This is a genomic window from Neorhizobium sp. NPDC001467 (genome assembly GCF_050275975.1).
Lineage (GTDB): Bacteria > Pseudomonadota > Alphaproteobacteria > Rhizobiales > Rhizobiaceae > Neorhizobium.
In genome coordinates, this window is record NZ_JBNNPS010000002.1 from 735,234 (window position 1) to 748,443 (window position 13,210).

At 59.2% G+C, this 13,210-nt stretch carries 10 protein-coding genes and 2 pseudogenes; 3 read left to right on the forward strand and 9 right to left on the reverse strand.

The window, feature by feature from the left end:
- Positions 1-445, forward strand: a pseudogene (locus ACQKKX_RS08180) (transposase family protein); the annotation flags it as partial.
- A gap of 55 nt (positions 446-500) precedes the next feature.
- Here the strand turns inward: ACQKKX_RS08180 and ACQKKX_RS08185 are convergent.
- The 6 genes from ACQKKX_RS08185 to ACQKKX_RS08210 all read right to left on the reverse strand — a co-directional run bounded on the left by ACQKKX_RS08185 (position 501) and on the right by ACQKKX_RS08210 (position 6,608).
- Positions 501-1,565 carry an ABC transporter ATP-binding protein gene (locus ACQKKX_RS08185; protein ID WP_427570060.1) on the reverse strand — a complete coding sequence of 355 codons (1,065 nt, stop codon included), beginning with the start codon at positions 1,563-1,565 and terminating at the stop codon, positions 501-503.
- Positions 1,566-1,569: 4 nt separating this feature from the next.
- Positions 1,570-2,400 (reverse strand): carbohydrate ABC transporter permease, encoded by an 831-nt coding sequence (locus ACQKKX_RS08190; RefSeq protein WP_427570061.1) that lies wholly within the window; start codon positions 2,398-2,400, stop codon positions 1,570-1,572.
- 5 nt (positions 2,401-2,405) lie between these two features.
- Positions 2,406-3,341 (reverse strand): carbohydrate ABC transporter permease, encoded by a 936-nt coding sequence (locus ACQKKX_RS08195; protein WP_427570062.1) that lies wholly within the window; start codon positions 3,339-3,341, stop codon positions 2,406-2,408.
- A gap of 97 nt (positions 3,342-3,438) precedes the next feature.
- The gene (locus tag ACQKKX_RS08200; protein ID WP_427570063.1) at positions 3,439-4,698 is read right to left on the reverse strand and encodes an ABC transporter substrate-binding protein; all 1,260 of its coding nucleotides are present in this window, start codon (positions 4,696-4,698) and stop codon (positions 3,439-3,441) included.
- Between the two features lie 30 nt (positions 4,699-4,728).
- Positions 4,729-5,895, reverse strand: a complete 1,167-nt coding sequence (locus tag ACQKKX_RS08205) for a PLP-dependent transferase (protein ID WP_427570064.1) — start codon at positions 5,893-5,895, stop codon at positions 4,729-4,731.
- Positions 5,892-6,608, reverse strand: a complete 717-nt coding sequence (locus ACQKKX_RS08210) for a FadR/GntR family transcriptional regulator (RefSeq protein ID WP_427570065.1) — start codon at positions 6,606-6,608, stop codon at positions 5,892-5,894. The genes ACQKKX_RS08205 and ACQKKX_RS08210 overlap by 4 nt, the downstream gene beginning before the upstream one ends.
- A 545-nt stretch (positions 6,609-7,153) precedes the next feature.
- On the opposite strand from ACQKKX_RS08210, the pseudogene ACQKKX_RS08215 reads away from it, so the two are divergent.
- Positions 7,154-7,535: pseudogene (locus ACQKKX_RS08215) on the forward strand (transposase); the annotation flags it as partial.
- 114 nt (positions 7,536-7,649) lie between these two features.
- Here ACQKKX_RS08215 and ACQKKX_RS08220 read toward each other — a convergent pair.
- The 3 genes from ACQKKX_RS08220 to ACQKKX_RS08230 all read right to left on the reverse strand — a co-directional run bounded on the left by ACQKKX_RS08220 (position 7,650) and on the right by ACQKKX_RS08230 (position 12,083).
- Positions 7,650-8,978 carry a GH1 family beta-glucosidase gene (locus tag ACQKKX_RS08220; protein WP_427570066.1) on the reverse strand — a complete coding sequence of 443 codons (1,329 nt, stop codon included), beginning with the start codon at positions 8,976-8,978 and terminating at the stop codon, positions 7,650-7,652.
- A 102-nt stretch (positions 8,979-9,080) separates the two neighbouring features.
- Complete coding sequence (locus ACQKKX_RS08225; RefSeq protein WP_427570067.1) at positions 9,081-10,604, reverse strand: ABC transporter substrate-binding protein; 1,524 nt, start codon at positions 10,602-10,604, stop codon at positions 9,081-9,083.
- A gap of 735 nt (positions 10,605-11,339) precedes the next feature.
- Complete coding sequence (locus ACQKKX_RS08230; RefSeq protein ID WP_427570068.1) at positions 11,340-12,083, reverse strand: UTRA domain-containing protein; 744 nt, start codon at positions 12,081-12,083, stop codon at positions 11,340-11,342.
- A gap of 75 nt (positions 12,084-12,158) precedes the next feature.
- Here ACQKKX_RS08230 and ACQKKX_RS08235 point away from each other — a divergent pair, with 75 nt between their 5' ends.
- The gene (locus ACQKKX_RS08235) at positions 12,159-13,208 is read left to right on the forward strand and encodes an ABC transporter substrate-binding protein (protein ID WP_427570069.1); all 1,050 of its coding nucleotides are present in this window, start codon (positions 12,159-12,161) and stop codon (positions 13,206-13,208) included.
- The last annotated feature ends 2 nt before the right edge of the window (positions 13,209-13,210 follow it).

Here is a 13,210-nt window from a genome sequence, read left to right on the forward strand (position 1 = left end):
GGCAAGCCCGGCATGATTGTTTCGGACAACGGAACCGAACTGACTCGAATGCCATCCTTGCCTGGTCGAAGGATCACAAGGTCGAGTGGCGCTACATCGCGCCGGGAAGACCGATGCAAAACGGCTATGTCGAGAGTTTCAACGGCGCATGCGCGACGAGCTGCTCAACGAGGGCCTGTTCTTTGGGCTCGATCATGCCCGCAGCGCCATCGCGGAATGGGCTGACGACTACAACAATTTCCGGCCGCACCCGTCGCTCGGATACCAGACCCCGGCCCACTATACCGGGATCATCGCCGCAACCGGCTCCAACGCTACGCGGTGTGGAAGCTTCACGTTTCCGCCGGTTGCTCCCGTCGCGCCATATGGCTTATCAAAAACCGCCGAGGCTCTGATCGCAACCGGACGAAACTTCAATGGCAGGTCAGCCCAGGATCATCGCTGAAACCGGAATGAACTCCAGTGACAGACCACTGATCCCGAGCCGGGTTGTTACTACATCACTGTAGCTCGCATCTCACTCCTGTATCATCAAACACATGCAAATGCTGTGGCGGGAAGGAAACGCAAACATTTTCTCGCAATGACAGTGCCGCCCGATCCAGCGTGAAGACCTTCAAGGCCAATCCATTCAAGGAGAGATGCAGGATGATGCCGAAACCGGTCGGCTCAACGAGATCGACACTTGCCACCATGCCGCCGCCCTCGTCGCCCATCACCACATGTTCGGGACGGATGCCGGCTGTGACCTTCGCGCCGTCAGCCAGTGCTAGCGGCACAGGCAAAACCACCATGGTTCCATCCTTCAGCGTGACACTGCCACCGGAATAGGTCGCATCGAGAAAGTTCATGCCCGGCGAGCCGATGAAACCGGCGACAAAGAGATTGGCGGGACGGTCGTACAGCTCCAGCGGAGCCCCCACCTGCTGGACCACCCCGCCATGCATGGCAACGATCCGGTCCGCCAAGGTCATCGCCTCGATCTGGTCGTGGGTGACGTAGATCGAGGTGGCCTTGAGGTCGCCATGCATTTTCTTGATTTCGGCACGCATCTGCTCGCGAAGACGTGCATCGAGGTTCGACAATGGCTCATCGAACAGAAACGCCTTTGGCTGGCGCACGATGGCGCGGCCCATGGCGACGCGCTGGCGCTGACCGCCCGAGAGCGCCTTCGGGCGACGATCAAGCAGCGGATCAAGGCCGAGTTTCGAGGCGGCACTGGCAACGGCCGCGGCAATCTTTTCCTTCGCCGTTTTGCGAAGTTTGAGGCTGTAGCTCATGTTGCCGGCGACGTTCATATGCGGATAAAGCGCATAGGACTGGAACACCATGGCGATGTCACGGTCCTTCGGATGCAGTTCGTTGACGCGTTTGCCATCGATGCGCATCTCGCCGCCGGTCACACCTTCCAGACCCGCAATCATGCGCAGCAGCGTGGATTTTCCGCAGCCGGATGGACCGACCAGCACGACGAACTCGCCATCCTTGATCTGCAAATCGATGTCGTGCAGCACCTGCACATGGCCATAGGCCTTCTTGACGTTCTGGATATCGATCGAAGCCATAAGATTACCCCTTGACCGCGCCGGCCGTCAGGCCCTGGACGAGGTAGCGCTGGATGAGCAGGAAAAAGAGAGCGGCCGGGATGAGCGCGAGCACACCCGCCGCCATCATCTGTCCGAAATCCACCGAGAATTTGGAAACGAAGGTCAACAGCCCGACCGGGAAGGTCGCGGCATTGTTGCCGTTGATCAGCATCAGCGCAAACAGCAGTTCGCTCCATGCGGCGGTGAAAACGAAACCGAGCGTCGCGGCAATGCCGGGAAGCGTCAGCGGCAGGATGATTTCCCGGAACGCGGTGAACTTTGTAGCACCGTCGATCATCGCCGCCTCTTCGAGATCCTTTGGAATGCCGTCGAAGAAGGACTGCATCAGAAAAGTCGCGAAGGGCACGTTGAACGCGGTGTAGACGACGATCAGGCCCGTCAAACTGTTGGTGAGACCGAGCGGTGTCAGGATCTTGAAGATCGGCGCTACCAGCATGACCAGCGGGAACATCTGCGTCAAAAGCATCAGCCCGACGATCCAGTATTTGGCGCGGAAACTGAAGCGCGACAGCGCATAACCGGACAGCGAAGCGCAGATCGTTACGATGATCGCGGTCGAGCAGGAGACGATCAGGCTGTTCTTGAAGAAGGTCGGGAATGCACTGTGTTGCAGGACGAAGGAATAGTGTTCCCACGTGGTCCGCGACGGCCACATGCGCACGCCTTCGGAATAGAGCAAGTCATTCGGCGTCAGCGACACCTTAAACAGCCAATAGAGCGGTAAGAGCGCGAAGATGACATAGGCGAGGATCGCCAGTCGGTGCGCGATGGTCGGAAGAAGCGATGTTTTCATGACCCTCACCCCTTGTTCAGCAATGTCTGCCGCAGCAGGATGATCAGCATGGAATAGGCCAGTAGCAGCACGAGCAGCACCAGCGCGATTGCCGAGGCGTAACCGAAATCGAGCGCCTTGAAGGCCTGGGTGAAGATGTAGCTGGCGACGATTTGGGTGCGATCGGCAGGTCCGCCGCCGGTCATCACGACGATGAGATCGGCGAAGTTGGAGATCCAGACCGTGCGCAGCAGAACGGTGATGGCGATGGTCGGGGCCAGAAAGGGCAGCGTGATCGACCAGAAGCGCTGGAACCACGACGCGCCATCGATGGAGGCGGCTTCGTAAAGATCCCGTGGGATCGACTGAAGAGCTGCCAGAAGCGTGATGGCGAAAAACGGGATGCCCCACCAGACATTGGCGATGATCGGCCCCCACATCGCATATTGCGGATCGGACAGGATATTGCCCGGCTGGTTCATCAGGCCAAGATCGAACAGCCAGTGCGGGATCGGCCCGATGACCGGATTGAACAGCCATGCCCAGTTGAGGCCGGCGAGAAACGACGGCACCGCCCATGGCAGAAACACCAGCGCCTGTACCAGACCACGGCCCATGAACGGCTTGTCGAGCAAAAGCGCCAGAATGAGGCCGAAGGTAAATTGCAGGAAGACGGACGCACCGGTCCACCACAGAGTGTTTTTCAGCGCGGTGTAAAACGCCCTGTCCTTCGACAGGGTTTCAAAATGTTCGAGCCCGATGAAACCGCCGGAAAACGGATTGAGCAGCTGGATATCGCGAAACGCATAGGAAATGCCGACGACAAGCGGCACCAGCATGACAACGATAATGAGGATCAGCGCCGGCGCGCTGTAAAGATAAGGCTCGGAGGCATCCGCAAGGCGCTTCAACCACGGCCTGCGATCCTGGCGACGATCATAGACGTCGGCGGTCATGGACATCAGACAGTTTCCCGTTTGCGGCGCAGATCTGCGCCGTCATTGCATGAAGGAAGGCGGGATAGCGGCGCGGAAAAGGTCCGCGCCGCTACGACGTCGATTACTTCTTGGAGAGATTCTTCTGCTGTGCTTTGGTGAGGTAAGCCGCCCATTCGTCAGCCAGTTCCTTCGCCGAGATATCGCCGAGCAGAGCCTGCTGCGAGGTCTTGATCGCCAGCGAATCCTTGAAGAAGGCGAACTCTTCGAGGAAGGTCGGCATCACGGTCGGAACGGTGTCCTTGTCGGCCAGTTCCTCGAACCAGCCCTTGAACTGGTCACCGGCATAGAACGGATCCTTTTCGGCCGCCGTATAGGCCGGCAGCGCGCCGATCTTCTTGTTCCACTCGATATTGCCTTCCGGGCTCTGCAGCGTTTCGATCAGCTTCCAGGAGAGGTCCTTGTTTTCGCTCTTGGCGAACATCGACCAGCCGGCATAACCGATGGTTGGGAAAGATTTGCCGGACGGGCCCTTCGGCAGCGGCGCAACACCGAAATCCTCGGGCTTCATGCGTTCGGCAACGGCGATCAGCGCATCGGGATCCTGATCGAGGAAGGCGCAGGTGCCGGAATAGAAACCGGCGACGACTTCGTTAAAGCCCCAGTTGACGCTGTCCTTCGGGGCAAGGCCCTTCTTGTAGAGGTCGACCATCCACTCGATGCCCTTTGCCCAGCCTTCGCTGTTCATGGTCGAGGTGCCGTCCTCGGTGAAATATTTGTTGTCGCCGGCCATGGAGGCGGCAAAGATCATCCATCCATTGAGGCCGCCCGGTCCGCCGCGCATGCAGTAGCCGTATTTGCCCGGCAGTTTGGAGACGGCCTCGGATGCCTTGACGAACTCGTCCATCGTCTTCGGCGGCTCGGAAACACCGGCTTCGCTCAACAGCTTCTTGTTGAAGAACATGGCGCGCAGATAGAAGCCGTAGGGCAACATATAGGCCGTGTCCTTGACCTCGCGGCCAAGCTCCAGCGCGCGCGGCGTCAGTTCCTTGGTGTGCTCCCACTTTTCGAGATAGGGCTCGAGGCTTTCGAGCATGCCATTGTTGCCGTAGAGCGAAAGCCAGGTATCCGGCATTTCCATCACATCGGGCGTATCGCCGGCCGACACCATGGTCGCGAATTTCTGGAACGCTTCGTTCCAGGGCAGCGAGATGATCTCGACCTTTGTGCCCGGATTGGCGGCTTCGAACTTGCCGACCAGCGATTTCAGCGTCTGTGTGCGCTCCGGGCTGGTGATCACTTCCACCATCTTGAGCGTGGTATCGGCCATGGCGGTCCCCGCCATCATGGTCGCGATGAATGCAGCTGTTATGATTGTTTTCATTGTCCTGCTCCCAGTTGTTTTGTTGATGCGCTAGGTGGCGACGGCGATCGCCTCCTGAAGATCGCTCCACAGAGCCTCGGTTCCCTCGAGGCCGACATGGAGGCGTACGGACCGCGCATGGATGCCGAATGTATGCGCGGAATTGGGCTGGGCCTTCTGCTGCAGCACCACTTCGCCCGGGACGATCAGGCTTTCGTGGCCACCCCAGCTGACGCCGAGCTTGAAAAGTTTCAGGTGATTGGCAAAGGCGCGAATATCGACACCTTCCTTGAAGATGAAGGAAAACAGGCCAGATGTGCCCGTCAGACCATTCGGCAGGCGGTTCGCCAGACCCGGATGGCAGACCGTCTCTACCACGTCGAGTTCCTGCAGCCGCCGCGCGATGGTGAGTGCCGCATCCTGATGCGCCTTCATGCGCAGGGGCAAAGTGCGCATGCCGCGGATCAAAAGCCATGCATCGAAAGGCGAAAGCTTGCCGCCGAGATAGGGATAAGCCTCCGACTTCAGCCGCGCGATCATCTCCTTCGATCCGGCCACGACACCGGCAACGACATCACTATGACCACCGAGATATTTTGACGCCGAATGGATAACGAGATCGACGCCGAGCGTGATCGGCCGCTGGAAGACAGGGCTTGCCCAGCTGTTGTCGATCATCGAGATCGCGCCGTGCTTTTTCGCCAGCGCCGCCAGCGCACCGACATCATGCGCTTCCATCACCCAGCTCGTCGGGCTTTCCAGATAAAGCACCTTGGCACCTGGCAGAGCTTTGGCGACGGCTTCCTCATCACGGCCATCGACATAGGTGACCTCCACCTTCATCCGCTTCAGAAGCGTGCCGAACAGGCGAAAGGCGTCGGGATAGACATGTTTGACGGCGACGATCCGATCACCCGGCTCGACAAAACTCAGAACCGAAGACGAGATCGCCGACATGCCGCTGGCAAAACCGAGCGCGTCTTCGGCGCCTTCGAGCTTGGCCAGCATTTCCTCGAACATGCGCACCGTCGGGTTGAGACCGCGCGTATAGATCGGCCGCACCTTTTCGCCGCGATAGGAAGCGATCATCTCGTCATATTCGGAGAAGGTGAACAGCGAGGTCTGAAAGATCGGCGGCACCACCGCATCGGCAAAATTGCCGTCGTCGTGGGCAGTGATCAGCGACGCAAAAGCCGACGGATCGAGCATTTCGTTCATTTGGACATTTCCTTGATGTCTTCCTCGACAACCGCGAGGATTTTCAGTGTCTCGCGCCGCGCGCGCTCAGCGTTCTGGGCGGCGATGGCGTCGAAAAGCGTGCGGTGAAACGGAAAGGAGCGGCGGGCAAAATCCTTGCGATCGAAGGGCGAAGCCCAAAAATGCTCGAAACTTTCGCGCATCTGTTCAAGCAACTGCCGGAACAGCGGATTGTGGGTGGCGTCGTAGACGGCGAGGTGAAAAGCCAGGTCTTCCGGGCCGGACGAGCCTTTTTCCAGATGGACGGTCTCCATCTTCACCAGCTTGTCCTTAATGATCGCCAGATCGTCGGCGGTGCGCATCTGCGCCGCGACCATGCCGGCCTCGCATTCGATGCCGCGTCGCACCTGCAGCGTCTGCAACAGCACGTCGCGCAGCTGCGTCGTGTCGAGCGACAGCGGCATGTGGACGGTGTCGGGAGAGATCGGCCGCAGCAGGTAGGTGCCGCTGCCCTTGCGGGTTTCGATCACGCCGAGTGCCTGAAAATGCCGGATCGCCTCACGGATCGTTGAGCGCCCCACGGCCAGTGCCGCCATCAGCTCACGCTCCGCAGGCAGCCGATCACCCGTCTTCAGGCTGGCATCGGCGACATAATGGGCAAGCGCCGAGGTGACCTGTCTTGCGCGGTCTACCGACGGTAACGGCCGAAGCTTATCGGACAATTTTGGCTTCATGCCACCTCCAGCTTTCCCGTCGACCGCGCTTTGAACGACGTCTAAATTGGTCTGACATCTTAGCAGAGCACGGCCGTGTGGGCTTGTCAATCGGCTAGGATGCATCTCCAAAGGCGCGGTCTGCCCGCCTATCGGTGCAGGCTGAAAGATCAACGAAAGGTCGTGGCCAGGCGCCAGATATCGCGGGTCGAAACATAGACGGTTCCGGCATGGGTATTACTTAACAGGCGCCCTAAGGCTGAGCTGACTGATGGCCGCCGCCGATCAACCGTATCCTTTGTGCGATTGCCCTCCCAAGACGTTGCTCCCAAGTTGCACGAATGTGAAGGCTAGGAGCGCATGCTCAAGACAGCCCACAGGATCCTCAAGACGCATCTGCTGGGCGCCCTGTTGATTGCGACTGGGAGCTGACCCGATGCGGGAGCGGACGAAAACTTGGACTACCGGGAGGTGGTTCATGTATTGCCATGCGGACGGAATTCACGCGATAGACCGGTATATCACGCTCGGCAAGCGCGAGGCGACGATCCCCAGTGAGGCTATCGTGGATCGACGCAACCTATCTCAAAGCCCGGCGCGGCCGGCGCATCGCCTCTGTCGCGGTCGTCATCGCGGTAGGCGCCCACATTGACGGCCGACGTGGAATGCCAGGGATGAGAATCGGCACGTCCGAGGCTGAGGTGATCTGACGGAATTCCTGCGCAAGCTGATCAGACGCAGGCTGCGTGGCGTCAAGTTCGTCGTCTCCATTGCCAATAAGGGCAACAAGTCTGCAGTATCGAAGGCGTGTTCCGCCCCCTGGCAGCGCTGCACGGTGCACCTCATGCGCAATGCACTCCCATGTCGGAAAGAGCGGACGGTGCATCGTCTCCAAGTTTGGTGCCGCGGCGTTTGCTCCAGGACACGGCGGGGGCCGCAAGCACTCAGTAGCGCAACGTCGCTTCTTTCCTACCCGAGAAGAAACCGACAGCGGCTATCGCCCCCCCAGAACTTGACGATACCGAACATACCATACCGCTCGTCCGCCATCAGTCCGCGCTCTTACAGCGCGTTCCGACGAATAACCTCGCTCAGCCAGTGATACGACGCTTTAGGAATCCGCTGCAGCGTCGGGTAATCGACGTAGACGAGCCCAAAACGTTTGGAAAAGCCCCTGCCCCATTCAAAGTTATCCATCAGTGACCAGGCGAAATAACCGCGAATGTCGTGGCCTTCTTCGAGCGCATCGAGCAGGACGTTGAGGTAACCCTCGAAATAGGCGATGCGGTCCTTGTCGATGACTTTGCGGTCGGGGCCGAGCGCATCCGGGTAGGATGCGCCGTTTTCGGTGATGTAGATCGTCGGTTTTTTGTAGCGCTCGCTGGTGTCGCGAATCTGTTCAAGAAAGGCTTGCGGATCGACCACCCAATTGACGTCGGTGAGCGGACCCATGCCGGTCGGTGGGGCGGTTTCGGCAATGCCGAATGTGGTGTTCTTGTTAGGGCCGACAAAGACCGGATTGTAATGGTTGAGGCCAAAAAAATCCATTTTCTGGCTGATATCGGCCATGTCGTCGCCGAGGATGAGCGGTTCCATTTCTTTCGCGATCGGCTCTGGATAGGTGCCGAGCCAGAGCGGATCGACGGTGACGCGGCGCCACAGGCAATCCCCCAGGATGCGGGCTTCCTCATGGGCGGCATCGTCGTAATGCGGGCGGACCGGGCCGAGCGAGACGATGTTGCCGACCTGCGCATCCGACGCTTCGGCGCGCACGGCCTTCACCGAATAACCATGGGCAAGGTTGAGTGTGTGGATGGCCTTCAAACTGTCCTCGTAGGACTGTTTTCCCGGCGCGTGGCGGCCAACGTTGTAAGCCACCCACGGAATGACGTTGGGCTCGTTGATCGGAGCGAAACGCTTGACGCGATCGCCAAAATGGCGGGCGATGGTGGCGGCGTAATCGGCAAAAATCTTCGGGGTTTCCCGAGAGCGCCAGCCACCCTTTTCCTCCACCGCCACCGGCATGTCCCAGTGGTGCAGGCAGATCCATGGTTCGATGCCTTCATGCAGCAGAAGGTCGATGACACGATCGTAGAAATCCAGTCCGCGCTGGTTCACCTGGCCGGAACCTTCCGGAAAGATGCGCGGCCATGCGGTCGACAGGCGATAGGCACCGACGCCGAGGCCACTCATCAGGCCGATATCCTCGGGGTAACGGTGGTAGTGATCGCAGGCAATGTCGGCGGTTTCGCCATTGGTGGTGCGGCCGGGCGTGTGGGCGTAGACGTCCCAGACGCTCTGGCCACGGCCATCCTTGTTGACGGCGCCTTCGGTCTGGAAGGCGGAGGCGGCGACGCCCCAGAGAAAGTCCTTGGGAAAAGAACGCGTCATGATGGGTGCTCGTTATCGATCAATGATGTTTTGCGAATGATGGTTTTGGGCATGCCCCGCGCGGAGGCGGTACATGCCCTTTTTCAGGAGACGGCAACGGGATCAGTTGGCCGTGCTGACATTCCAGAAATAAGGCCAGGGCGACGGCTGAAAGTCCTTCAGCGTCTTCTTTTTCGAGCCGAGTGCGTTGAAATCGCCGACCTTGTAGACCGGGGCTTCCTCGTAAAACGTCTTCTGGATTTCGGCAAAGAGTGCTTTGCGCTTTTCCTGATCCGGTTCGGCGATGAAGGGTTGGACGGCAGCCGTCTTGGCAGGCGTTGCCCACCAGCCGGGATAGCTGTCGGACATCCAGCCATTGAGAATCGGCTCCGGCGGGAACGGGCCGTGGGTGATAAAGATATCCCACAGTTTCGGATCGGCGCGGCGGGTGGTGAGGGTTGCCCAATCGAACACGCCGAGATCGACCTTGAAGCCGGCGGCTTTCAGATATTCGGCGGCGACCTGCGCCATCTTGTAATGGAATTCATACTGGCGGCTGGTCAGGATGCGGATCGGCTTTTCGCCGTCATACCCGGCTTCCTTGGCCATGGAGGCTGCGGTTTCCGGATCACCATTGCCGTAACGCTCGATGCCCTCTTCCGTGTGCCAGACATAGCCTTCCGGATAAAGCGCGCCGTTGATGGCGAAAAACTCCGGATTGCCGAAGGCAGCAAGCAGCATGTCTTCCGGGTTGAGCGCCGCCTGGATGGCGTGGCGCATTTCCTTTTTCGCCAGTACACCTTCCTTGGTGTTCATCACGAAAACCGGTGCGCCGTAAGGTTTTAGTACGACCGGTTCGGAAGCGTCCGAGCCTTTCAGGCGATCGAACGTTTCAGGCGCCAGCGAGTCGGCATAATCGAACTGGCCGGAAACCGCGCCTTCCAAACGGGTATTGGCATCCGGTACCGGCACGAAACGGATTTCATCGAGGATCGCCTTGCGGGCGCCGCCAAAACCGTTGGCCGCTTCCGAGCGCGGCTGGTAGCCGTCGAAACGGGTGAGCTGCAGATACTGGTCGGCCTTGCGCTCCTTGAGCAGATACGGACCGGTGCCGATGAACTTTGTCAGCGGGTCTTCGGCAAGGTTCGCCTTCGGCATGATCACGGCGGCGGAATTGTTGAAGGCGAGCAGCGACAGAAGTGGCGCATAGGGCTTGTTCAGCACGATCTGCACGGCGTCATCACCCTTGGCGGTGATCGACGTGAAGTATGGTGCGATCTGTTTTCCGCGTGAGGCGATCTTCACCCAACGCTCGACCGAGGCGACAACATCGGCGGAGGTCATGGTCGAGCCATCGTGGAATTTGATGCCCTTGCGAAGGGTGATGTCATAGGTCTTGCCGTCGGCCGAGACGGTCGGCATCGCTTCAGCGAGAAGCGGCACGACATTCCATTCGGCATCGAAGGTGAACAGCGTTTCAAAGATATGTTGCGTGGTCATGCCTACCACATCGGCGGTGGAGGCCATCGGATCGAGCGTCGGCGGCTCGCCTATTGTCGCGACATTGATGACGCCGGCAGCGAAAGACGGGTTGGGGATGGCGGACAAGAACAGGAAGGGGGCAGCGAGCAAAGCGTGTCTGAGCATGAAGTTCCCTTTTCGATAAACCACAATTATGGAATATGCATTCTTATTATGGATATAGTGTCGGGCGTGCTTTTGTTTGTCAAACCGGAATTGCGGCGACGCAGTGAGTGGAAACCAGTAGTGCCAATAACTTCCGGCTAAACGCGGCAGACTGATAGCGCACTGAGCACGGTCGCGTAGGACAAAGTCCGAGTAAGGAGACCCAACAAGATTCTCATGGGCTGTGTGTCCAACAAGATCTGCCCACTCGTGCGAAATAGTGGTCATGAACGGTAAAGGTGCGTGAAGTCGTCATGGGGCTGCTTGCCGCAACCTACGACACCCTTGACGTCGAAAGCCTTGCCAGCGCATTAAGCCTCTGACGCGATAGGCACCGCGCCTTGGGGGCATATCCGTAGCGGTTGATCTTGTCGGAAGAAGCTAATGCCTGCAGTACTAAGCTTCGATCCCTTGGGCCACCACGTCTCCGTCTTCTTCCATCAGGCCACTCCTTTAGAAGCTGCGGCATTTCCCTCAGACCGGGACCATCTGGTTGCGAGGAGCCACATTCCGCCGGGCCGAGCCCTCATCTTTGCCAGCGTTCGCCGACGCCGAGCATCTGACGCTTACCTCCGGGCTTTTGAGTGGGTTTGAACCCGTAACCCATACAATCTCAAGACCGGTAGGCCTCTCAAATCTTTAAGCCCATGGCAACTGGTCTAGTAGAATCCGCCGATGGCTCCTGTGGGTGTACTTCTAACTCTGGAGGTGGTCCCTCGTGTCTATCCGAATCGAAACCGCATCGTGCCGCCAGTATTCCACGTCGCAATCCAGTAAACGCCCACGCTGATCACTGTTTACGCGCACGATCTGCAAACCGGACGTCCCATCGGAGGAGTGCAGCTCCGCGGCCGGCATACCGCTCAGGGCGATCGGGTTGATTTCGAATGACACCTCGCCGTATTCGATCGCGTATCGTTCGCGGTAAAGGCTTGTGAGCGAACTGGTCAAATCCTGCTGGAGAATGTCGGGAAACACTGCCTTGTTGAGATAATGCTCGACGAAGACAACGAGCCTACCGTCTACCCGTCGCCGGCGCCTTATGCGCCAGAACTCCGTTCCGGTAGGCTGTTTCAGCAATTTACAAATGGTATCCGGCGCCACTGCGCTGACCGCCTCAACCAGTTCGGTGCTTGCCCGCCGGTTCTGTTCGCGTGTCATACGCAGAAAATCGGTCCGCCAAAGCGGATTGTAGATCAGCCTAGGGCCGGCGGAGAACCAGCCTCTGCGGTTTTCACGGTAGATGAGACCATCCATCTCCAGATGGGACAGCGCCTCGCGTAGCGTGATGCGCGTCGTGCGGTAGCGCTCGGCCAGTTCTCGCTCCGACGGCAGCCGCCGGTCCACAGCAAGCCGGCCTTCGGCAAGATCATTGCGGATCGCCTGCTCCAGCGTCAAAAAAAACCGCTTTGTGAATTCATTCGGACTGTCAGCGGTCATCCTGGCTCCGTCATGCGGCTGTCATCACAGTTTGGCATAGAGCCCCTCATCTGGTCTATACCAACGAGGTGAAATATGTTCCGTCGCACTTTCCTGGCCCTGCCCGCCCTCGGCGTTCTGGCCTATTCCGGCATTGCCGCCGCCAATGACATTTCCGCTCTTGAAGAAGCTGCCCGCAAGGAAGGCGCGGTTTACAGTGTCGGCATGCCGGATGGCTGGGCCAACTGGAAGGATACCTGGCAGCAGCTGACCGAGAAATACGGCCTGAAACATTCCGATACCGACATGAGCAGCGGCGAAGAGATCGCCAAGTTCGCCAATGAAGGCTCCAACGCCACCGCCGATATCGGCGACGTCGGCCTGGAATTCGGGCCGATCGCGCTCTCCCGCGGCGTCACCATGCCTTACAAGACCACCGCCTGGGACCAAATCCCCGACTGGGCCAAGGATGCAGAAGGTAACTGGGTGATCGGCTACACCGGCACGATCGCCTTCCTCGTTTCCGCAGATGTCGCCAACCCGCCAACCTCCTGGGCCGATCTCCTGAAGGGCGACTACAAGGTCACCATGGGCAAGGTCGGTTCTGGCGCACAGGACAACGCCTCGATCCTCGCCGCAGCCGTTTCGCTCGGCGGCAACGAAAAGAACCTGCGCCCGGGCGTTGAACTGTTCCAGAAGCTGGCCGAACAGGACCGCCTCCTCGGCAGCGGCGTCACCCCGGCGCTGATGGAACGCGGCGAAATCCAGGTCGCGCCGTTGTGGGACTTCAACGCGCTGAACTACCGCGACGTCGTCGGCAAGGACAAGTTCAAGGTCATCATCCCGTCTGACGGCTCGGTCACCAGCGGTTACGCAACGATCATCAACAAGCATTCGAGAAACCCGAATGCCGCCAAGCTGGCCCGCGAATACATCCTCAGCGACGCCGGCCAGATCAACCTTGCCCGTGGTTACGCCCGTCCGATCCGCTTCGACCATATCGAACTGCCGGCCGACGCCAAGGAAAAGCTGCTGCCGTCCGACCAGTACAAGGCCGCTCGCCCGATCGACCCGACGCTCTGGACCTCGGATGCCGCCAAGGAACTGTCGCAGCTGTGGCGCGATCTCGTCGCTCCGAAAATGTAGTT